The organism is Streptomyces sp. NPDC026206, from assembly GCF_040638465.1.
Lineage (GTDB): Bacteria > Actinomycetota > Actinomycetes > Streptomycetales > Streptomycetaceae > Streptomyces.
This window is the reverse complement of record NZ_JBEZYL010000012.1, coordinates 55,265-76,648: the sequence shown is the minus strand read 5'-3', so window position 1 is coordinate 76,648 and position 21,384 is coordinate 55,265. Positions and strand designations below refer to the sequence as shown.

Sequence of the window (21,384 nt, the reverse complement as noted above, 5' to 3'; positions counted from 1 at the left end):
AAGGGAGGGTGACCCTTCGGCTTTCCGTACTGGACCGCTCCCGCACCCGGCAGGGGCGGGAGCCCGGCGAGGCGCTGCGCGAGACCGTGCGGTTCGCGCGGGAGGCGGAAGCCCTCGGCTACCACCGGTTCTGGGTGTCCGAGCACCACAGCGTGCCGGGGGTGGCCGGGTCGGCGCCCACCGTGCTCGCGGCGGCCGTCGCCGCTTCCACTTCGCGCATCCGGGTCGGTACGGGCGGGGTGATGCTGCCCAATCACCGGCCGTTGGTCGTCGCGGAACAGTTCGGGGTGCTGGAGTCGCTCTTCCCTGGGCGCATCGACATGGGGCTGGGGCGGTCGGTGGGGTTCACGGACGGCATCCGGCGGGCGCTGGGCACGGACAAGGGGGCGGTGGGGGACTTCGGGGCGCAGCTCGGCGAGCTGGCGGGGTGGTTCGACGGCCGCCCGCCGGTTCCCGGGGTGCACGCCGTGCCCGCGGAGGGGTTGCGCGTGCCCCTGTTCGTCCTCGCCAACGAGGCGGGGGCGGATTTCGCCGCCGCTGCCGGTGCGGCGCTGGTCATCGGGGGGCTCAGGGGGGACGACGCGATGCTGCGCGCCGTCGAGCGGTACCGGGAGGCCTTCCGGCCTTCGCAGTGGTGGGAGAAGCCGTACGTGGTGGTCGCGGGCAATGTCGCCGTGGCCGGGACCGCGGAGGCTGCCCGGCGGTTGCTGGTGCCCGAGGCGTGGGCGCTGGCGTACTCGCGTACGCACGGGGTGTTCCCGCCGCTGGTGCCCGTCGAGGAGGTGGAGGGGCTGGCGATGTCGGGGCGGGAGCGCGGGTTCTACGAGGCGGCGCTGCGCGGGCATATTCACGGCAGCGAGGACGAGGTCGGCGCCGCCCTCGACGCGCTCGTCCGGTGCACGGAGGCGCAGGAGGTGCTTGTCACCACCAGTTCGTACGACCGTGACGCGTTGGTGGACTCCTATCGGAGGCTCGCCGGTGTGGTGGGGCGGGGCCGGGGCGGGACGGGTCCCTCTGGGGCTGCATGATTTACGGCGGGCACCGTCAGCTGTCGAGGGTGCCCCGCATGCCGCCGCAAATCACGCTTTACGCCCCTGCCGGGACCCGTCCCGCCCCGGCCCCTCCCGCCGGTGGTCCGCCGACCGGGCGGGCTGAGCTGGGGTTCTGCGTCCTGGCCTCCCGCCGGCCGTCCGGTCCTACAGCGCTCCCGCTCCCGGCTTCACCAGGTCGCGTACCGTCTTCGCCTTCACGTACTCACCGATGGCCGTCATCTCCCACTCGCCCGAGAACTGGCGGACGAACTTGCACATGAGAACGCCCGTCTTCGGCTCCGAGCCCGTCAGGTCGAAGCGCACCAGCTCTTCGCCGCTCTGCGCATCCAGCAGGCGGCAGTAGGCCTTGGCCACCTCGGTGAACTTCTGGCCGCTGAACGAGCTGACGGTGAAGACCAGGCCCGTCACCTCGGGCGGCAGGCCGCCCATGTGGACCGTGATGCTCTCGTCGTCGCCCGAGCCGTCGCCGGTGAGGTTGTCGCCGGAGTGCTGGATGGTGCCGTTGAGAATCTGGAGGCGGCCGAAGTAGCAGGCGTCGATCATGTTGCGGTCGGGGCCGTAGGCGATGACCGAGGCGTCCAGGTCGATGGCGCGGCTGTTCCAGGCGGGCTCCCAGCCCAGGCCCATCCGCACCGACTGCGTCAGCGGCCGGCCGCCCTTGACCAGCGACACCGTCTCGTTCTTGCGCAGGCTGACCCTGCCCTTGTCCAGGTTGACCTTCCCGGGGGCGGCCGGCGGGGGCGGGGGAGCGGTGGCCGGCATCGGCGGGGCCGCGGGGGCCGCCGCGGGGGCGGGGGCGGGCTCCTCGACGCTCACGCCGAAGTCCGTCGCGATGCCTGCCAGGCCGTTCGCATAGCCCTGGCCCACCGCGCGGACCTTCCACGCGCCGTTGCGGCGGTAGACCTCGACGGTCACCAGTGCCGTCTCCGTGGTCAGCCCGGGCGGGGTGAAGGTGGCGATCACGGAGCCGTCGTCGGCGTTGCGGATGGTGGCGGTCGGCTCGGTGCCGGCGAAGGTGGCGCCCGCGGCGTCCGGGCTCGCGGTGACGACGATCTTCTCGATGCCGGCGGGCACGGCCGTCGTGTCGACGGTGATCGCGTCGGGCGTGGCGCCGGACGCGGCGCGGTGGGTCACGCCCGGGCCGCTGGGCTGGTTGTAGAAGACGAAGTCGTCGTCGGAGCGCACCTTGCCGTCGGCGGTGAGCAGCAGGCCCGAAACGTCGAGCCGCACCGGGGCGGTGACGTCCACCGTCACGCGCGCGACGGAGAGGGGGATGTTCGAGCCGGGTGTCATAGCGGTCATGTCCCGGGTAACGAGCCGGGGGGCTTTACGGTTCCATGACCCGGGAGTCGAACAGGGTGAGGAATTTTCGAACGCGGCCCGTGGCTGAAGCCCCCGGAAGTTCGATCTTGAAAATGGGGGTAAGCATGCCGGACCGGAACACGGACGGGGTTCAGGGGAGCGTCGCCGGTGGGTTCGAGGCGGTACGGGAGGCGTTCGAGGCCAGCCTCGCCGAGGAGCGGCACGGGCACTCCGCGCAGCTGGCGGCCTACGTGGACGGGCAGCAGGTCGTGGACCTGTGGGGCGGGCCCGGGATCGCGGGGGACTCACTCACCGGAGTGTTCTCCTCCACCAAGGGCGCGGCGCATCTCGTCGTCGCGCTGCTGGTCCAGGAGGGCGCGCTGGAGCTGGACAAGGCGGTGCGGCACTACTGGCCGGAGTTCGGCGCCGAAGGCAAGGAGAACATCACCCTCCGGGACCTGCTGGCCCACCGGGCGGGGCTGATCGGTGTCGAGGGCGGCTTCACCGCGCAGGAGATAGCCGACGACCGTGCGATCGCCGAGCGGCTGGCCGGTGAGCGGCCGTACTGGCGGCCCGGTGCGTCCTTCGGCTATCACGCGTACGTCATCGGCGCGCTGACCGGCGAGATCGTCCGCCGCGCCACCGGGCAGACCATGCAGCAGGTCTACGAGGCGCGGGTCCGCGCCCCGTACGGCATCGACTTCTACATGGGCCTGCCCGAGGACCAGGAGCACCGGGTGCTCGACATCCAGCCCATGGACCCCACGCCCGAGCAGAAGCGCGTCCTGCAGGAGAACGCGCACGGCCCGCACAGCATGGGCGGGGTCGCCTTCAACCTGAACCACCCCCAGCCGACCGACCTTCCCGGCCTGCCCAACTCCCGGGCCGTGCGGGCCGCCGGGCCGGCCTCCGTCGGGGGCATGGCCTCCGCGCGGGGCCTCGCCCGTATGTACGCGGCCGCCATCAGCGAGGTCGACGGCAAGGCCCCGCTGCTGACGGCCGGTACGGCGGCCGAGTTCGCCCAGGCGCACTCGGTCGGCTACGACCTGGTGCTGCGCAAGCACAACGCCTTCGGCCTGGGCTTCGCCGTCTCGGCCGACGCCTATCCGTTCCTGGGTGCCCGCGCCTTCGGGCACAGCGGTGCCGCCGGGTCGCAGGCCTTCGCCGACCCGAGCACCGGCCTCGCCTTCGGCTACAACCGGCGCCGGTTCGCCTACCCGGGCGGTGCGGCCCCGGAGGTGGCCTTCCTGGCCAAGGCCGTACGCGACTGCGTCACCGGCGGCTGACGCACGGGCGGGGTGCTCACCGAGGGGAGACGAAACCGCTCTCGTAGGCGGCGATGACCGCCTGCGTGCGGTCCCGTACGCCCAGCTTGGCGAGCACCCCGGCGACGTGCGTCTTGACGGTCGCCGGGCCCACCGTCATCCGGGCGGCGATCTCGGCGTTCGACAGCCCGGCCGTCATCAGCCGCAGGACCTCCGCCTCCCGCTCCGAGAGCCGCTTGCGCAGCCGCGCCGCCTCCTCCTCGCGGGCGGACCCGCAGTGCACGTGCGCGGCGGCCAGGGCCCGTACGGCCGAGGGGAAGAGCAGCGAGTCGCTGTGGGCGACCATCCTGACGGCCTGGACGAGTTCGTCGGCGCCCGCGCGCTTGAGGAGGAAGCCGCAGGCCCCGGCGCGCAGCGCCTCGTACACGTAGCTGTCGTTCTCGAACGTCGTGACGACGATGACCCGGGGCGGCCCGGTCATGCCGGTCATGATCCGCTCGGTGGCGCGGATGCCGTCGACCTCGGGCATTCGCACGTCCATCAGCACGATGTCGGGGCGCAGCTCGCGCACGAGCGACACCGCCTCCGCGCCGGTGGCCGCCTCGCCGACGACCTCCAGGCCGGACTCGGCGCCCAGGATGGCGCGCAGGGCGGTGCGGACCAGGTGCTCGTCGTCCGCGAGGACGATGCGTATCGGTGTGCCGTTCACCGGGCGTCACCGCGCAACGGCAGGCGTACCGAGAGCTGCCACACGCCGTCGCGCTCGCCCGAGGCGCTGCTGCCGCGCAGCAGCCGGGCCCGCTCGGCGATGCCCAGCAGTCCCCGGCCGCCGCCCTGGCGGCGGTGGGCGGGCCCCGAACCGGGCTTCACGGGGTTCTCCAAGGTGACCTCCACGTCATCGTCGTGTACCGCTATCCGCAGCCGCACGGGCACCCGGCCCGCGTGCCGCAGGGCATTGCTGAGCCCCTCCTGCACGATGCGGTAGGCCTCGCGCGAGACGACCGACGGCACCTTCTCCAGCCGGCCGTGCGTGCGGAAGTCGACCGTGCCGCCCGCCGCCCGCGTCCGCTCCAGCAGCCCGTCCACGTCGGCGAGGGTGGGCGTGGGAGCGGCGGAGGCGGCGCCGTCCTCGCGCAGCAGGCCCAGGACGGTGTCGAGTTCACCGACCGCCTCGCGGGTCGTCCTCTCGATCGAGGCCAGCGCCTGCCGGGCGAATTCCGGGTCGGCGTCGAGGACCTTGCGCGCGGCTCCGGCCTGCAGGGTCACCGCGCTGAGGGCGTGCCCGACCGAGTCGTGGAGCTCACGCGCCAGCCGGTTGCGCAGCGCCAGCCGCAGGGCGCGTTCCTCGGATGCCGCGAGCCGGTCGGCCGCTGTGGGGCCCAGCAGTACGGGCGCCCAGCGCGCCAGGAGCGAGCCCGCCGCCCACGACGTGCCGACGACCAGCGCGAGCGAGGCGAGCCCCAGCACGGGCGTCAGCGCGCGCCACGGCAACTCAAGGCCACCGAGCCGGTACGCCTCCAAGAGACCGGCCGGTGCGCCGGTGACCGGCGCGGTGATCAGCACGACGGCGAACGGCGGCACGGCCAGCGACATGCCGCTGACGATGCCGCCCGTCAGCAGATGCAGCGTGTACCAGGCGGCCGTACGCCCCCGCGCCGCCCACGACTGGCTGGGACCCAGCGCCAGTTCGGCCTCCGCCACCCCGCACAGCGCCCGGGCCGCCGTGCCCTCCAGCGGCCGTACGAGCGGGTAGAGGGCCGTGACGGCCGCCGGGACGAGCGCCAGAGCGAAGATCATGAACTGCCACGCCACGGAGGTGGCGCGGAAGGACTCCGCGGGGTTCCAGACGAGCACCATCAGCGTGTTCGCCAGCAGGTAGTACGGCGTGAGCAGGGCACCGCCGAGCAGCAGGTGCACCCAGCGCAACCGGGCGCGGCGCCCCAGCGCCGCGCCCGCCAGCCGCCGTGGCGCGGCCGTCACGAGGCGGGCTCCGAAGCCGCTCGCCGGCTGAAGAAGCGGGCACCGGCCGCGAGTACCAGCAGTCCGACGATCACCTGCACAGAGTAGGTGATCATCATCAGCCCGGTCGCGGCCCGGTCGCCGTCGTGCAGCCGGAGCAGCGAGGCCGCCAGCATCCAGGCGCCCCAGCAGCCGACCGCCGACGAGCCCACCCCCGCCAGCAGCAGCGGCCCCCGCAGCGGCAGGGCGCGGCCCCCACGGCGCAGCAGCACCAGGCCGGTCACGGCCAGGGCCCCGTACAACGCGTACGCCGCGTCCTGCACCGCCATGTCCGCGGTGTACTGCCCGGCCAGCGTCGGCGGCAGGCCGTCCCGCGAGCCGGACGCCCACATCAGGTGCACGCCTGCCTGCGCGACCGCGAGCAGGGCCGCCGCCCCCGCGGCGAGCTGCTGTCCCCGCCCCCACAGCGCACCGGCGGCCTCGCCGGTGTCGCCCTGCCACAGGTGACCCCACCGCCGGCGGGCGTACAGCGTGAACAGCGCGCCCAGCGCCAGGCCCTGGACGATGAACCCGCCGTAGACCACTTGGAAGACCCACTCGGCCAGGAACGGCCCTGCCCCTGAGGGCTTTTCGGCGCTCGTGACCCCCAGGGCCCGCAGCAGGAGCTGCGCCGGGAAGCCGGCCATGACGGGGATCAGCAACCCGGTCGCGCCCCACATCGGCAGGAGCAGGAGCCAGGAGGGGATGCGTCGGCCCCAGGGGCGGGTCAGCAGCAGGGCCAGCCCGATGACGCCCAGGTCCATGAGAACCGTGACCGCGTTGGCCGCCTTGAGGATCATGTCGTCGTCCAGCAGCGTGCTGCCCTGCGGGATGCCGATCCGGCTCCCGGCCAGCCAGGCCACCTTCAGGGAGAGATAGGGAGCGCAGGCGGCGATGGCGAGCGCCCGCAGGAGGCGGCGGACCGTGACGTGATCGTCCCACCCGTGCTCCTGGGCGCCGTGCGGTGCGGGGCCCGCGGAGGCCGGTGGGGGCGGGAACAGCGGTGTGCGGCTCATAGGACCAGACTTCCCTGACACCGCGCCCGGCGCCTCGGCCCGGGCGGCGGACCCTCTCCGCCGCGCGGCGGAACCGCCTCTCGTCCTCACGGCCCGGGGCCGCCACCGGCGCTCCGCCGCCGGGCACCCCGCCCGGCGCGTCATCGCCCACCCACGGGACGAAGCCGATGGTGACCGGCAGCGCATGACGGCGGGCTCGTACAGTGCGTTCATGGTCTCCCAGGGCATGGTCTTCAAGGACGCGGGCGCGGCACCGCCGGAGCAGCCGGTACTGCACATCAAGGGACGGATATTGGTCGGCCCCGACCCCGTGAGCGGGGTGCGCGACGAGCTGTGGGCGGTCGGCGGGCGGATCACCTTCGACCGGCCGGCCGGAGTGCGGGACGTCACCACGATCGAGGGCTGGGCGCTGCCCGGCCTGGTGGACGCGCACTGTCACGTCGGGCTCGACGCGCACGGCGCGGTCGACGAACCGACCACCGAGAAGCAGGCGTTGACCGAGCGCCACGCGGGCGCGCTGCTGCTGCGCGACGCCGGTTCCCCCTCCGACACCCGCTGGGTCGACGACCGTGCGGACCTGCCGCGCATCATCCGCGCCGGCCGGCACATCGCCCGCACACGCCGTTACATCCGCAACTACGCGCACGAGATCGAGCCCGGGGACCTGGTGGCCTATGTGGCCCGCGAGGCGCAGCGGGGCGACGGCTGGGTCAAGCTCGTCGGCGACTGGCTCGACCGGGAGACGGGCGACCTGGGGGCGTGCTGGCCGCGCGAGGAGGTGCGGGCCGCCATCGCCGAGGCACACCGTCTGGGCGCCCGCGTCACCGCGCACTGCTTCGCCGAGGAGAGCCTCGCCCCGCTGGTGGAGGCGGGCATCGACTGCATCGAGCACGCCACCGGGCTGACCGAGGAGACGATTCCGCTCTTCGCCGAGCGGGGCGTGGCCATCGTGCCGACGCTCGTCAACATCGCCACCTTCCCCCGGCTCGCCGAGGCCGGCCAGGGCAAGTTCCCGCGCTGGGCGGACCACATGCGCCGCCTGCACGCACGCCGCTACGAGACCGTGGGCGCCGCTCACGACGCCGGGATCCCCGTCTACGTCGGTACGGACGCGGGTGGCTCGCTGCCTCACGGGCTGGTCGCGCAGGAGGTCGCCGAGCTGGTCAAGGCGGGCATCCCGGCCACGGCCGCGCTCGCGGCGACGGCGTGGGGAGCGCGCGAGTGGCTGGGCCGCCCGGGCCTGGAGGAGGGTGCGCCGGCCGACCTCGTCGTCTACGACGCCGACCCGCGTGCGGACATCCGGGTGCTCGGGGCGCCACGGCGGGTCGTGCTGCGGGGACGGGTCGTGGGCTGAGGTCGTGACGGGGGCGGGGAGCCGCAGGCCGGGTGAAGGCATCAGTCGCACCGGTGCCGGCGAGGCTGTCCGCCACTTCTGTGCCGCGTGAATCGAATACGGAAGCGAAACCCATTCTTTGGAGTGAACTGGCGCCCGGGCGCTGTCCGTTCACTCTTCGGGCATCGAACATTGCGGGGTCGATGCCGTCGGCGCGCGATGTCCCCCATTGGCGCGCCGGCGGCTCCGTTCTCCCGTGGGGGTTCCACACACGTGTTCAGCACCACCAGCTCCTCCTTCGGCATGCCCGCACGCCGGCTGACGGCCGTCGCCGCGACGGTCACCGCCACCGCGCTCACCCTGGGCGCCTCACCCGCGCACGCCACGGACTCCGGCAAGGCGACGGCGAGCGTCCTGCGCGCCGGCCTCGACGTCTCCCTGCTCGGCGGGACCGCACACGTACCGGTCGACGCCGCCCTCAACGACGTGCGGGCACCGGCCGACGCCGCCAGGACCACGCTCACCGTCACCCTCGACGGAGTCGAACAGGGCAGGCCCGTCACCCTCCTGCGCGCCGACGCCGCCACCTCCCGCGCCACGGCCGACCGCACCGCGGCCAAGGGCTACGCCAACCTCGTCCGCGCCACGGTGCACGTCCCCGGCCTGCCGCTGCGCTCGCTCATCGAGGTCCGGCAGGTCACCTCGGAGGCCGTGTGCGAGGCGGGCGCGAAGCCCACCGCCACCTCCCGCGTGCTCGGCAGCGTCTCGGTGCTCGGCAAGAAGGTCACGCTCAGCGCCACCGGCCCCACCGAAGTCACCGTGCCCGGCGTCGGCGACGTGCGCCTGGAGCTGTCGAAGACCTCCACCACCTCCCGCACGGCGGCGGCCACGGCGCTGGGGCTCGACGTCGCCATCGACCCGCTGGCCCTGGGCGTGGCCAAGGTACGGGGCACGGTCACGCTCGTCCGGGCCGGCTGCGAGGCGCCGCCCGCGGGGACCGGCCCGGCGAAGGAGAACCCCGCGAAGGACACCTCCGGCACGGCCCTCAAGCCGCAGGCGGCCGCCCGCACGGCCGGCCGGCCCGCGAAGGAGGACCTCGCCGAGACCGGTGGCAGTTCTACCACGCCCTACATCGCCGGCGGGGCGGGGCTGCTGGTCGTCGCGGGCGGAGGAGCCCTCCTGGCCTCCCGCCGCCGCAAGGCCACGCGCGAGAGCGACTGAGACAAGGACCCGGCTCCCGGCCGGGCCGCTCACCGCGCCGTCAGCGCCTCGCCCAGGGCGGATACGAAGCGGTCCGTGGTCGCACGGTCCCGGACCGCCAGGCGCAGGTAGTCCGGGCCCAGGCCCGGGAACGTATCGCCCCGGCGCACCGCGAAGCCGAGGCCGCGCAGCCGGGTCCGTACGGCCGCCGCCCGCTCCAGGTGGATCAGCACGAAGGGCCCGGCCGCCGGACCGCACACGGTCACCTCGGGGAACTCCGCCAGCCGCAGCTGCAGATGGGAGCGGTCCGAGGCGATCCGGTCCGCCGCCTGCGCGGCCTCCGCGAGCGCCGGTGGCGCGCTGCACGCCTCGGCCGCGGCGAGCGCCGGTGACGACACCGGCCACAGCGGCTGGGCCCGCTCCAGCCTGGCCGTCGTGCCGGGCGAGGCCAGTACGTAACCGATGCGCAGCCCCGCCAGGCCCCAGGTCTTGGTGAGGCTGCGCAGCACCACCAGCCCCGGCAGGTCCGTACGGGCCGCCAGCGACTCCCGCTCGCCCGGCACCGCGTCCATGAACGCCTCGTCGACGACCAGGGTCCGTCCGGGACGGGCGAGGCGTGCCAGCGCCCCCGCCGGGTGGAGGACCGACGTCGGGTTCGTGGGGTTGCCCACGATCACCAGGTCCGCGTCCCCGGGCACCGCACGCGGATCGAACCGGAACCCGTCCGCCGGGTCGAGCAGCACCCGCTCCACCGTGTGCCCGGCATCCCGCAGCGCCGCCTCCGGCTCGGTGAACTGGGGGTGCACGACCACGGGGCGCCGCACCGGCAGCGCCCGGGCCAGCAGCACGAACGCCTCGGCCGCCCCCGCCGTCAGCAGTACCCGCTCCTCGGGCAGCCCGTGCCGCTCCGCCACGGCCCGGCGGGCCGCGCGCCCGTCCGGGTACGCGGCGAGCGTGCCGAGCGAGTCGGCTATGCGCTCGCGCAGCCACTGGGGGGGCGTACCGGAACGCACGTTGACGGCGAGATCGGTCAGTTCCGCGCTCATGCCCCGCACTTCGGCGTCACCGTGGTGGCGCAGGTCGGGTTCGGCGGATGTGTGCATGGGCGGGTACGGCTCGCTTCCGGCTCGAAGGGGCTGTGCGGGTCAGTCCTTAGACGGTACTGAGGCCCCGTGGGCCCCCGTCAGCCGGGTCCGCGGGCGACGGCGCAGGTGGCCTGCGCGGACTTCCGCTTCCCCACGAGAAGAACCGCCCCGGGCCCGGCCGCGAGCAGTGCGGCCGCCTCGGCGACGCCCGCCGTGCCGAGCGTCCGGCGGGCGGCTTCCGAGGGGTGCGGCACCGGCTGCGCGGCGAGCGCGGCGGGCGCGTACGCCGTGAGCGGCACACCGAGCCGTTCCGCCGCCGCCAGCAGGCCGGGTTCGGCGGCCCGTACGTCGACCGTGGCCAGGGCCGCCACCGGGCCCGCGCCCGTCCCCGCTTCGGTGACGGTCCGTTCGACCAGGGCGATCACCTCGGCGGCGGCCACGTCCCGGCAGGTGCCGACGCCGACATAGAGGGCGCTCACCCCGTGCCCGCCGCGGCGGCGACGAAGCGGGCGGCGGTGCCGGGGGCTCCCGCCCAGTGCACATGGAGGTACGAGGCGTGCACGCCGGCCTGCACGAAGCCCTCCACCCGCCGCTGCGGCCGCGTCAGACCCCAGGCGGGGACGGCACCCGCGGCGGGCTCGATCACCGTGCGGTGGAACTCGTGCCCGCGCACGCGGGTGCCGGCCGCGGCGAGGACGTTGTCGGAGATCGCCACGGCCTCGCGGTAGCCGAGCGTGAGCCGCTCCGACATCCGGGCCTCCGCCGGGAGCACGCCGCACATCGGCTTGCCGTCCAGGGAACGGGCCAGGTAGAGCAGGCCCGCGCACTCCGCGGCGACCGGGGCGCCGGTTGCCGCGAGGGCGGCGACGGCCGCGCGCAGGGGCTCGTTGGCGGACAGCTCCGAGGCGTACATCTCGGGGAAGCCGCCGCCGATGAGGATGCCGGCGGTGTTCTCGGGGAGCGCCTCGTCCCGCAGCGGGTCGAAGGTGACCACCTGCGCGCCGGCAGCGGTCAGCAGTTCGGTGTGCTCGGCGTACGAGAAGGTGAACGCGGCACCGCCGGCGACGGCGATCACGGGACTGCCGCCGGGCTGCGGGGCACCCTCCAGCCCGTCCGGCGTTTGAGGACCGGGGTCCGGGGCGGAGCCCCGGTTACGGGAAGGGGCGGGGTGGGGGAAGGAATCCGCCGGGTCCCACGTCGGCCCCGGCACCGGCGGGGCGCTGCGCGCCAGCGCCAGCAGGGCGTCGAGGTCGCAGCCCTCGCGAACCTGGTCCGCCTGCGCGGCCACCGACTCCAGCGCCTCCAACCGCCGCTCCGCGACCGGAATCAGCCCGAGGTGACGGCTAGGAGTGCCGACCTGACGCACCCGCCGCACCACCCCCAGCACCTGCACCCCCGACTCCTCCAGCGCCTCCCGCAGCAGCGCCTCGTGCCGGTCCGAGCCGACCTTGTTGAGGATCACGCCCGCCACCCGCACCCCGGGATCCCAGGACGCGAAGCCGTGCACCAGCGCCGCCACCGACCGCGACTGCGACGACGCGTCGACGACCAGCACGACCGGCGCCCGCAGCAGCTTCGCCACGTGCGCCGTCGACGCCAGCTCGCCCTGCCCGGCCGCACCGTCGTACAGGCCCATCACGCCCTCGACCACGGCGAGATCGCAGCCCGCGGCACCGTGCAGGAACAGCGGGGCGATCCGCTCCGGGCCGCACATGTGGGCGTCGAGGTTGCGGCCCGGCCGCCCGGTCGCGAGCGCGTGGTAGCCCGGGTCGATGTAGTCCGGGCCGACCTTGTGCGGGGACACCGCGAGGCCCGCGTCCGCGAAGGCCCGCATCAGGCCGGTGGCCACCGTCGTCTTGCCGCTGCCGGAAGCGGGAGCGGCGATGACCAGCCGGGGCAGGTGCGTACTCACCACTCGATGCCCCGCTGGCCCTTCTGGCCGGTGTCCATCGGGTGCTTGACCTTGGACATGTCCGTCACCAGATCGGCGAAGTCCACCAGCTTCTCCGGCGCGTTGCGGCCCGTGATCACCACGTGCTGGGTGCCCGGGCGGTTCCGCAGCACCTCGATCACCTCGTCGGTGTCGATCCAGCCCCAGTGCATCGGGTACGCGAACTCGTCCAGCACGTAGAGCTTGTACTTCTGCGCCGCCAGGTCGCGCTTGACCTGCTCCCAGCCCTCGCGCGCCTTCTCCTCGTTGCTCGGTTCCCCGTCCTTGGCGTCGCGCTGGATCCACGACCAGCCCTCGCCCATCTTGTGCCAGTCGACGCTTCCGCCCTCGCCCGAGGCGCCGAGCACCCGCAGCGCGTTCTCCTCGCCGACCTTCCACTTCGCGGACTTCACGAACTGGAACACCCCGACCGGCCAGCCCTGGTTCCAGGCCCGCAGCGCCAGGCCGAAGGCGGCGGTCGACTTGCCCTTGCCGATGCCGGTGTGGACGAAGACCAGCGGCCGGTTGCGGCGCTGGCGCGTGGTGAGCCCGTCGTCGGGCACGATGGCCGGCTGTCCCTGGGGCATTACGCCACCCTCCTGGTGTTGGTGTTCCGTACGGTACGTACCAGTGCGGAGACGCTGTCGGCGCGCAACTCCTCAAGCGTCACGACCGGGCCGCCCAGCGCGCGGCCCAGCTCGCCCGCCAGACCGAGCCGCACCGGCCCCGCCTCGCAGTCCACGACGACCGAGGCCGTGCCCTCGCCGGCCAGCAGCCGGGCCGCGCGCGAGGCGCGGGCCAGCGGCTCGGGCCCGCCGGTGGCCCGCCCGTCGGTGACCACGACCAGCAGCGGGCGGCGGGACGGGTCCCGCATCCGCTCCACCCGCAGCACGTCGTGCGCCTGCAGCAGTCCCGCGGCCAGCGGGGTACGGCCGCCGGTCGGCAGCTTCTCCAGCCGCGCCGCGCCCGCCTCCACCGACGACGTCGGCGGCAGCGCCACCTCCGCCCCCGAGCCACGGAAGGTGACCATGCCGATCTTGTCGCGCCGCTGGTAGGCGTCCAGCAGCAGCGACATCACCGCACCCTTGACCGCGCTCATCCGCTTGCGTGCCGCCATGGAGCCGGAGGCGTCCACCACGAACAGCACCAGGTTGCCCTCCCGGCCCTCGCGCACCGCCTCCCGCAGGTCGTCGCGGCGCACGACGAGCCCGGGCCCCGAACGGCCCCGCGCCCGCTGGTGCGGGGCGGCGGCCTGCACGGTCGCGGCGAGGTGCAGCTTGGACAGGGTGCCGCCCCGGGGACGGCGCGCCCCCGTCGTGCGCCCGTGCGCGGTGAGCGCGCGCGAGCGGCGCCCGTCGGCGCCCTCACCCAGGCCGGGCACGTCGAACCTGCGGGTGCGGAACGGCTCCGCCGCGGCGACGGCGGGCATCTCCGCCGGGCTGTCGCCGGGCGTGCTCGCGGGCGCGCCCGCGTTCTCCTGCGGGGCGGGGGAACCGGAGTCCTGCCGCTGCTGCGGCACGTCGGACGTGCCGTCGGGCCCCGGCCCGTCCTGCGGCGGCTGCCCGCCGCCGCCGGGACCGCTCCCGGGGCCGTCGCCCTCGCCGTCCGGGTCCTCGGGCCCGGGGTCCGGCTCGGGGTCCGGTTCGGGCTCGTCCTCCTCGAACTGCCGCAGGATCTCGTCGAGCTTGTCCTCGTCGAGCCCCGGCGCGTCGAAGGGCGCCCGCCGCCGGCGGTGCGGCAGCGACAGCAGCGCCGCCTGCCGTACGTCCTCGGTGCTCACGTCCGTACGACCCGCCCACGCGGCCAGCGCGGTCGCCGCCCGTGCGGTCACGATGTCGGCGCGCATGCCGTCCACCTCGAACCCGGCGCACACCGCCGCGATCCGGCGCAGCGCGCCGTCCCCGAGCCGTACCTCCGGCAACAGCGCGCGGGCGGCGGCGATGCGTTCGCGCAGCGCCTCCTCCTCGGCGGCCCACTTGGCGGTGAAGGCCGCGGGATCCTCGTCGTAGGCGAGCCGGCGGCGCACGACCTCCACCCGCTCCTCCGTCTCCCGCGAGGCCGCGACCTCCACGGTCAGGCCGAAGCGGTCCAGCAACTGCGGGCGCAGCTCGCCCTCTTCGGGGTTCATGGTGCCGACGAGGAGGAAGCGGCTCGCGTGGCGGACGGAGACGCCTTCACGTTCGACGTAGGAGGCGCCCATGGCTGCCGCGTCGAGCAGCAGGTCGACCAGGTGGTCGTGCAACAGGTTGACCTCGTCGACGTACAGCACACCCCGGTGCGCGGCGGCCAGCAGGCCGGGCTCGAAGGCCTTCACGCCCTCGGACAGCGCCCGCTCGATGTCGAGAGCACCGACGAGCCGGTCCTCGGACGCGCCGACAGGCAGTTCGACCACCTGCGCGCGGCGGGTGTGCGCAGCGGCGGACTCGTGGGGACCGTCCGGGCACTCCGGGTCGGGGGCTGCCGGGGCGCAGGAGAACCGGCAACCGCTCACCACATCGATGGCCGGCATCAGGGCGGCGACGCCTCGTACCGCCGTGGACTTCGCGGCCCCCTTCTCCCCACGGACGAGCACGCCGCCGATCGATGGGGAGACGGCGTTGAGGACGAGGCCCAGTCGCATGTCGTCCATGCCGACGATCGCGGTGAACGGGTAGGTGGCCGGAGCCATCAGGTGTTACCCCCTTCGAGGGAATCGATCCGACTGGGCGCAGCGGCGGCCGCTGGGCCTGCCGGGCTGTCGCTCCGCCCCGCGGGAGCGGGGGTGAGCCGGGCACTGCCAGGACGAGGACTGTCCGGGCCCTGGGGGCTCCGCGCAGGCGGAGGTGGTGCCCCCGGCGGTATGAACGGGTGACCGACCGGCACCCCGCCCTCGATGAGCCGCAGCAGCGCACCGGTGTCCGCGTGTTCCTCGATCAAGTCCCCCAGCCGGTCCAGCTGTTCCTCCCGCAGCGCGCCGAAGCTCGTGTCGGGCGCCGGTACGAACGCCCGTCCCGCCGCGTGGGCGACCTTACGCAGGAACGCCCGCCGGAAGCCGTCGCTCTCCAGCGAGCCGTGCCAGTGCGTGCCCCACACGGCGCCCACCCTGCAGCCGTCCAGGAACGGCTCGTCCCCGCCCAGCACGTCGGCGACGCCGTGGTGGATCTCGTACCCCTCCACCCGCTCGCCCAGGGCCTCGCCCACGGGCCGCGCCAGGGTCTTGTCGACCGCGAACCGCACCCGCACCGGCAGCAGCCCCAGGCCCTCCACGGACCCGGCCCTGGACTCCACATCGTCGTCGATCCGCTCGCCCAGCACCTGGAAGCCGCCACAGATGCCGAGCACGGGACGGCCCTGCGCGGCCCGTCGCAGCAGCGCGTCCGCGAGGCCGCGCTCGCGCAGCCAGGCCAGCGCCCGTACCGTGCCGCGGGTGCCCGGCACGACGACCAGGTCGGCGTCGGCGAGCTCCTCGGGGCGGTCCACGAAGCGGACGACCACACCCGGTTCGGCGGCGAGGGCGTCCACATCGGTGAAGTTGGACATCAGCGGCACCGCGCACACGGCCACCCGCAGGACGTCGGCGCCGTGCGGCGGGGCCACCACCGACTCGCGGACCGCACCGCGCAGCGAGACCCGCAGGCCGTCCTCCTCGTCGATGCCCAGGCCGTGCGTGAACGGCAGGACGCCCACGGTCGGCCGGCCGGTGAGATCGCGGAGCATGGCCAGGCCCGGTTCCAGCAGCGTGACGTCGCCCCGGAACTTGTTGACCATGTAGCCCGCTATCAGCTCCTGGTCCTCGCGGGAGAGCAGCGCCGTCGTGCCGAAGAAGGACGCGAAGACCCCGCCCCGGTCGATGTCGCCGACCACGACCACCGGCAGCCGGCCCGCCCGGGCGATGCCCATGTTGACGATGTCGCTGCGGCGCAGGTTGATCTCCGCCGGGCTGCCCGCGCCCTCGCAGATCACCGCGTCGTGCGTACGCCGCAGTTCCTCCAGGCACTGGGTGACCGTGCCGAACAACTGCTCCTGCCGGCCCGCGTGGTAGCCGCGGGCACTGAGCTCGCCCACCGGCCTGCCCATGAGGACGACCTGGCTGCTGCGGTCCCCGCCGGGCTTGAGCAGCACGGGGTTCATGAGCGCGCTCGGCTCGACGCGCGCCGCGGCCGCCTGCATGGCCTGCGCGCGCCCTATCTCCGCGCCCTCGCGCGTGACGTAGGAGTTGAGCGACATGTTCTGCGCCTTGAACGGCGCGACCTTGACGCCCTTGCGGACCAGCCAGCGGCAGATGCCGGCGGTCACGACGCTCTTGCCTGCGTCCGAGGTGGTCCCGGCCACCAGCAGGCCCCCGCCCAGCGGGCGCGTGGGCCCACTCCTGTCGGCTGTCACCGATTCCTCCTCCTTGCGACGCTTGCGAGAGAGAGCCTGCCCACGACGGCGGCCCCCAGGGCCAGCGCCGAGACCCGGCGCGAGAGCCGCACCGCGCGTTCGATGTCCGCCACCTCCACGGGCCGGTTCTCCGCGCCGAGTACGGGGCGGTGTTCGACGCGGCCGGCGTAGGCGAGGGTGCCGCCCAGGCGCACCCCCAGCGCGCCGGCGAACGCGGCCTCGACCGGTCCGGCGTTGGGGCTGGGGTGGCGGGAGGCGTCGCGCCGGGCCACGCGCCAGGCGCCGCGCGGGTCCGGTCCGGCGAGCACGGTGAGGGCGGCGGTGAGCCGGGCGCCGGGCCAGCCTGCGACGTCGTCGAGCCGGGCGGAGGCCCAGCCGAACCGCCGGTGGCGGGGCGACTTGTGACCGACCATGGCGTCCAGGGTGTTGACCGCGCGGAAGCCCACCAGGCCGGGCACCCCCGCCAGGGCCCCCCAGACGAGGGCGCCCACGACGGCGTCGGAGGTGTTCTCGGCGACGGACTCGACGACCGCCCGTGCGATCTGCTGCCCGTCCAGGGCCTGCGGGTCGCGCCCGCACAGGTGCGGCAGCCGCTCCCGGGCGACCTCCAGGTCGCCGGCCGCGAGGGCACCGCCGACGGCCCGCGCCTCACGGCCCAGGGACGTACCGCCCAGCACCGCCCACGTCGCGGCGGCGGTCAGCGCGGTGCCGGCGGCGGGGGAGCGGCGCGCGGTACGGGCCAGCAGCGCGGCGCCGGCCGCTGCGCCGCCCGCGCACAACAGGGCGTGCAGGGTGCCGTAGCCGCGGTGGTCGCGCCACAGGCGCTGTTCGACGGCGTGTGCGGCGCGCCCGAACGCGGCGACGGGGTGACCGCGGCGCGGGTCGCCCAGCACGAGGTCGCAGGCGAAGCCGAGCGCGGCACCGCAGACGAAACCGATGTGATCCTCACGCAGGTGATGCCTGCGCATCGCGCGCACCGGTCAGGCCGCCGTGAGGCCTTGGCGGGGACGGTGCACAGGGGGCAGTGGTCGGCGGCAGCCAGGCATGGTGATGTGTCCTCACTCAGGGTCCGCGCCCTGGCTCGACGTGACCGGCGACCAGAGTCTCCTGGCTCCCGGATCGGCGTCGCCCCGGCCTTCCGGCCCGCGCTGGCGGACCGTGGCCCTCGGTGGGGGACACTCCCCGGTGACAGTGGCGGGACCGCGCCGGATTCGCACCGGCTTCCTCTGCTGTCGCCGTTTGGCTCCGGAAGTCCACCACGGCCCGGGAAGGGCAGTCAACTCACGGTTGACCTGCGGCCTTCCCGGGCCGTGGGGGAGGTATTCGCGGCGTTCGAGGGGCTCAGGAGACGATGAGGTGGATGCCGTACCCGACGGCCGCCGCGCACAGCGCGAAACAGGCGTAGGCGCCGGCGCGCGTGAGCGTGCCCGGGCCGCCGGCCGTGACTGCCCCGTCGGCGGGTCCGTCCGGCTGCACCTGGGGCTTGCGGGACGACGTGCCGACGATGCCGAGGGTGAAGACGCCCACGAGGGCGACGGTCACCACGAGGCTGACGCCGAAGACCTGGCCGAGGGCTTCCCAGTTGATCTGCATGACGGGATTCCTTGGTTCCTTAGCTCGTCGCCGCGGCGGCCGCCGGAGCGGCTGCCCGCTCGGCGGGGGCGGGGGCGGCGGAGAGGGGGCCGGCCGGCGGCGGGGCGACGGCCTGGAGGGCGGCGGTGATGACACCGGCGGGCTCGGCGGGCAGGCCCTGCGGCTGGTTGAGGTCGTTGACGTTGTCGTGCGTGACCGGCTTGCGGCGCGAGGCCGCCCAGATCGCGCCGGACACGGCCAGGCCGAGGACGGCGACCGCGGCCACGCCCCAGTCGCCCTGGTCGGCGAGGAGGGCCGCGCCACCGGCGACCAGGCCCGCGGCGGGCAGGGTCAGGCCCCAGGCGAGGACCATGCGGCCGGCGGTCGACCAGCGCACCACGCCGCCCTTGCGGCCGAGGCCGGCGCCCATGATCGAGCCGGAGCAGACCTGGGTGGTGGAGAGCGCGAAGCCGATGTGCGAGGAGGCGAGGATCACCGTCGCGGCGCCGGTCTGGGCGGCGAAGCCCTGCGCCGGCTTGATGTCGGTGAGGCCCTTGCCGAGCGTCTGGATGATGCGCCAGCCGCCCAGGTACGTACCGAGCGCGATGGCCAGGCCCGCGGAGACGATGACCCACATCGGCGGGTCGGAGTGCGGGGCGACCACGCCGCCGGCGACCAGGGCGAGGGTGATCACGCCCATCGTCTTCTGGGCATCGTTGGTGCCGTGCGCGAGGGAGACCAGGGCGGCCGAGGCGATCTGCCCGGCACGGTAGCCCTTGGCGGTCTCCTGCTCGTCGCGGCCGCGGGTCAGGCGGTAGGTGAGCCGGGTCGCGCACCAGGCGGCGAGGCCGGCCACGACCGGCGCGGCGACCGCCGGGATGAGGACCTTCATGACGACCTTGTCGGCGTTGACCGCGTCGAAGCCGACGGCGACGACGGTCGCACCGATCAGACCACCGAAGAGGGCGTGGGAGGAGCTGGAGGGCAGTCCGGCCAGCCAGGTCAGCAGGTTCCAGACGATCGCGCCGACCAGCCCGGCGAAGATCACTTCCGGCCGGATGCCGGCGGCCTCGTCGATGATGCCGCCCGAGATCGTCTTGGCGACCTCCACGGAGAGGAACGCGCCGACGAGGTTGAGCACCGCCGACATGGCCACCGCGACCTTGGGCTTGAGGGCGCCCGTGGAGATGGTGGTGGCCATGGCGTTGGCCGTGTCGTGGAAGCCGTTCGTAAAGTCGAACACCAAGGCCGTGACGATCACGATCCCGATGAGAAGCGTGATGTTTTCCATTCACCCAGGCAATCAGCTCGATGGTCAGTACGCGGCGACCGTAGGGACCCAGGGTGAACGGAAGGTGAACTGGGACGGGCTGAGCGATGACGCGAACCGGAGGCGGAGACCGATGACGGCATACGAACAGGCTGTGGGCGGGCAGGACGGCATACCGCACATATGGGGCCGGGTCGTGGCCACGGCCCGCCGCACCACCGCCGACGGGCTCGTGGTGGGCACCTCGGGGAACGTCTCCGCACGCGTCGGCGACGTGGTGCTCGTCACTCCCACCGGCGTCCCCTACGACCGGCTCGGACCCGGCGACGCGGTCGGCGTGGACCTTCAGGGCCGTCAGGTCCTCGGCGAGCTGAGCCCCACCAGCGAGCTGCCGATGCACCTCGCCGTCTACCGCTCCACCGACGCCGCCGCCATCGTGCACACCCACGCCGTGCACGCCACCGCCGTCTCCACCCTCGTCACCGAGGTACCGCTGATCCACTACATGGCCGCCGCCCTCGGCGGACCGGTCCGCGTCGCCCCCTACGCCCTCTACGGCACCGAGGAACTGGCCGGCCACATCCTGCGCGCCCTCGACGGCCGCACCGGCTGCCTGCTGCAGAACCACGGCACCCTCACCTACGGCGCCACCCTCGACCAGGCCTACGACCGCACCGCCCAGCTGGAGTGGATGTGCCGGGTCTGGCTCACGGCCGCCGCCCTCCCCGGCCGCACCCCGTCCCTGCTGACCCCCGAGCGGCTCGACGAGGCCGCCGACAAGCTCCGGGGGTACGGACAGCGCGGCTGAGCCCCGCCCGCTGGCCACCACCGCGACCCGCGCCCACACTGGAGGCGATGGTGCTCCGCACAGCGGCGGCCGTGGCCGCCACCACACTGATCGGTGCCGGAGCGGCCGCGGTGGCGGCCGGGCGGTACGCCGGTGACGCCGCCCTCAAGGCGGACCCCGGCCGGCCGCTGCCGGGCGAACCGCGCCTGGCCCTCCACGACGTCGCGGACGGCACGGTCACCCTCGGCCGCACCCCCGCGTCCCTGCGCCCGGGCACCTACGGGCTCGCCGGGCGCCGCATGCGCGCCGTCGTCGGGCCGGTCGTCGCGGACGTCTCCCACCCGCACGACCGCGTGGTCCGCCGCCTGGAGCGCGTCACCCACGGCAGCCCGCGGCCGGGCGACCACGTCTGGCTCACCCCGCAGGTGCACACCGGCAACCCGCGCACGGCCCTCGGCCTCGACCACGCGGAGGTGGACGTCCCCGGCGAGCTGGGCCCGCTGCCCGCGTGGTTCGTGCCCGGCACCCGCGACACCTGGGTGATCACCGTGCACGGGCTGGGCACCACCCGCGAGCACCCCATGGTGATCCTGCCGTTCCTGCACCGGCAGCGGCTCCCCGTGCTCTGCCTCGCCTACCGCGGCGACGCCGACGCGCCCCGCCCGGCGCACGGAATCAGCCATTTCGGCGCCGGTGAGTGGCGGGATCTCGACGCCGCCATCCGCTACGCGGTCCGCTACGGCGCCCGCCGGGTGGTCCTGCACGGCTGGTCCACCGGCGCCACCATGGCCCTGCTGGCCGCCGTGGAGGGCACGGACCCGCAACTGCGCGGCCGCATCGGCGGCCTCGTCCTGGACGCCCCGGTCCTGGACTGGCCGGCCGCGCTGCGTGCCCTCGCCGGCCGCCGCGTCCCGGCATCCCTCATTCCGCTTGCGGTCCGGGCGACCGAGGGCCGCACCGGCCTCGCCCCCGGCGCCCTGCTGGCCGCCGCCGACCCGGCCCGGCTGACCGTGCCGACGCTCGTCGTGCACGGCACCGACGACACCCTCGCGCCCCTGGCGCACTCGCGTGAACTCGTCGCCGGACGACCGGAACTGATCACCTTGCGGACGGTGCGCGGAGCCGGTCACGCCGGGTCCTGGAACGCCGATCCGCAGGGCTACGAAGAGGCCCTGCGGCGCTTCCTGACCCCCCTCATGTAGGGCGCCCGCG

19 protein-coding genes and 1 riboswitch are annotated in these 21,384 nt (G+C 74.6%); of the genes, 6 read left to right on the top strand and 13 right to left on the bottom strand.

Going from position 1 to position 21,384, the window contains the following annotated elements; translation table 11 throughout:
- Positions 1-8 precede the first annotated feature (8 nt).
- On the top strand, positions 9-1,028 hold the full coding sequence (locus AB0F13_RS18525; protein WP_362082895.1) for an MsnO8 family LLM class oxidoreductase: 1,020 nt from the start codon (positions 9-11) through the stop codon (positions 1,026-1,028).
- Positions 1,029-1,196: 168 nt separating this feature from the next.
- On the opposite strand, the gene AB0F13_RS18520 is transcribed toward AB0F13_RS18525, so the two are convergent.
- Positions 1,197-2,345, bottom strand: a complete 1,149-nt coding sequence (locus AB0F13_RS18520; RefSeq protein WP_362083124.1) for a TerD family protein — start codon at positions 2,343-2,345, stop codon at positions 1,197-1,199.
- 134 nt (positions 2,346-2,479) lie between these two features.
- Between AB0F13_RS18520 and AB0F13_RS18515 the strand changes: the two genes are divergently transcribed.
- On the top strand, positions 2,480-3,640 hold the full coding sequence (locus tag AB0F13_RS18515; RefSeq protein ID WP_362082892.1) for a serine hydrolase domain-containing protein: 1,161 nt from the start codon (positions 2,480-2,482) through the stop codon (positions 3,638-3,640).
- Between the two features lie 16 nt (positions 3,641-3,656).
- Here AB0F13_RS18515 and AB0F13_RS18510 read toward each other — a convergent pair whose 3' ends face one another.
- Genes AB0F13_RS18510 through AB0F13_RS18500 form a run of 3 tightly spaced genes read right to left on the bottom strand, consistent with a single transcriptional unit; the run spans position 3,657 to position 6,633 of the window.
- On the bottom strand, positions 3,657-4,328 hold the full coding sequence (locus tag AB0F13_RS18510) for a response regulator transcription factor (RefSeq protein WP_362082889.1): 672 nt from the start codon (positions 4,326-4,328) through the stop codon (positions 3,657-3,659).
- Positions 4,325-5,599, bottom strand: a complete 1,275-nt coding sequence (locus AB0F13_RS18505; RefSeq protein WP_362082886.1) for a histidine kinase — start codon at positions 5,597-5,599, stop codon at positions 4,325-4,327. Before AB0F13_RS18505 ends, AB0F13_RS18510 begins: the two co-directional genes overlap by 4 nt.
- Positions 5,596-6,633 (bottom strand): hypothetical protein, encoded by a 1,038-nt coding sequence (locus tag AB0F13_RS18500; RefSeq protein WP_362082883.1) that lies wholly within the window; start codon positions 6,631-6,633, stop codon positions 5,596-5,598. The genes AB0F13_RS18505 and AB0F13_RS18500 overlap by 4 nt, the downstream gene beginning before the upstream one ends.
- Positions 6,634-6,844: 211 nt before the next feature.
- Here AB0F13_RS18500 and AB0F13_RS18495 point away from each other — a divergent pair, with 211 nt between their 5' ends.
- Together AB0F13_RS18495 and AB0F13_RS18490 are read left to right on the top strand one after the other, a co-directional pair.
- Positions 6,845-7,987 carry an amidohydrolase family protein gene (locus tag AB0F13_RS18495; protein ID WP_362082880.1) on the top strand — a complete coding sequence of 381 codons (1,143 nt, stop codon included), beginning with the start codon at positions 6,845-6,847 and terminating at the stop codon, positions 7,985-7,987.
- 252 nt (positions 7,988-8,239) lie between these two features.
- On the top strand, positions 8,240-9,187 hold the full coding sequence (locus AB0F13_RS18490; protein ID WP_362082877.1) for an SCO1860 family LAETG-anchored protein: 948 nt from the start codon (positions 8,240-8,242) through the stop codon (positions 9,185-9,187).
- 29 nt (positions 9,188-9,216) lie between these two features.
- Here the strand turns inward: AB0F13_RS18490 and cobC are convergent, their stop codons facing one another.
- From cobC to AB0F13_RS18445, 9 genes are all read right to left on the bottom strand, one after another.
- Complete coding sequence (gene cobC, locus AB0F13_RS18485; protein WP_362082874.1) at positions 9,217-10,269, bottom strand: Rv2231c family pyridoxal phosphate-dependent protein CobC; 1,053 nt, start codon at positions 10,267-10,269, stop codon at positions 9,217-9,219.
- Between the two features lie 80 nt (positions 10,270-10,349).
- The gene (locus tag AB0F13_RS18480; RefSeq protein ID WP_362082871.1) at positions 10,350-10,730 is read right to left on the bottom strand and encodes a cobalamin biosynthesis protein; all 381 of its coding nucleotides are present in this window, start codon (positions 10,728-10,730) and stop codon (positions 10,350-10,352) included.
- Positions 10,727-12,163: a cobyrinate a,c-diamide synthase gene (locus tag AB0F13_RS18475; protein WP_362082868.1), complete on the bottom strand. Its 1,437-nt coding sequence runs from the start codon at positions 12,161-12,163 to the stop codon at positions 10,727-10,729. The genes AB0F13_RS18480 and AB0F13_RS18475 overlap by 4 nt, the downstream gene beginning before the upstream one ends.
- Positions 12,160-12,768, bottom strand: coding sequence for a cob(I)yrinic acid a,c-diamide adenosyltransferase (gene cobO / locus AB0F13_RS18470; protein ID WP_362082865.1), 609 nt, complete (start codon positions 12,766-12,768; stop codon positions 12,160-12,162). The genes AB0F13_RS18475 and cobO overlap by 4 nt, the downstream gene beginning before the upstream one ends.
- Positions 12,768-14,849: a putative cobaltochelatase gene (locus tag AB0F13_RS18465; protein ID WP_362082862.1), complete on the bottom strand. Its 2,082-nt coding sequence runs from the start codon at positions 14,847-14,849 to the stop codon at positions 12,768-12,770. The genes cobO and AB0F13_RS18465 overlap by 1 nt, the downstream gene beginning before the upstream one ends.
- Positions 14,849-16,510, bottom strand: a complete 1,662-nt coding sequence (locus AB0F13_RS18460) for a cobyric acid synthase (protein WP_362083121.1) — start codon at positions 16,508-16,510, stop codon at positions 14,849-14,851. Before AB0F13_RS18460 ends, AB0F13_RS18465 begins: the two co-directional genes overlap by 1 nt.
- A gap of 29 nt (positions 16,511-16,539) precedes the next feature.
- A complete protein-coding gene (locus AB0F13_RS18455; protein WP_362082860.1) occupies positions 16,540-17,511 on the bottom strand; it encodes a cobalamin biosynthesis protein in 972 nt (323 codons plus the stop codon).
- A gap of 132 nt (positions 17,512-17,643) precedes the next feature.
- Positions 17,644-17,771: riboswitch (cobalamin riboswitch) on the bottom strand.
- Positions 17,772-17,884: 113 nt separating this feature from the next.
- Positions 17,885-18,136: a hypothetical protein gene (locus AB0F13_RS18450; protein WP_362082857.1), complete on the bottom strand. Its 252-nt coding sequence runs from the start codon at positions 18,134-18,136 to the stop codon at positions 17,885-17,887.
- 19 nt (positions 18,137-18,155) lie between these two features.
- Positions 18,156-19,406, bottom strand: a complete 1,251-nt coding sequence (locus tag AB0F13_RS18445; RefSeq protein WP_362082855.1) for an inorganic phosphate transporter — start codon at positions 19,404-19,406, stop codon at positions 18,156-18,158.
- A 112-nt stretch (positions 19,407-19,518) separates the two neighbouring features.
- Between AB0F13_RS18445 and AB0F13_RS18440 the strand changes: the two genes are divergently transcribed.
- On the top strand, positions 19,519-20,193 hold the full coding sequence (locus AB0F13_RS18440) for a class II aldolase/adducin family protein (protein ID WP_362082852.1): 675 nt from the start codon (positions 19,519-19,521) through the stop codon (positions 20,191-20,193).
- Between the two features lie 47 nt (positions 20,194-20,240).
- On the top strand, positions 20,241-21,374 hold the full coding sequence (locus AB0F13_RS18435; RefSeq protein WP_362082849.1) for a prolyl oligopeptidase family serine peptidase: 1,134 nt from the start codon (positions 20,241-20,243) through the stop codon (positions 21,372-21,374).
- The last annotated feature ends 10 nt before the right edge of the window (positions 21,375-21,384 follow it).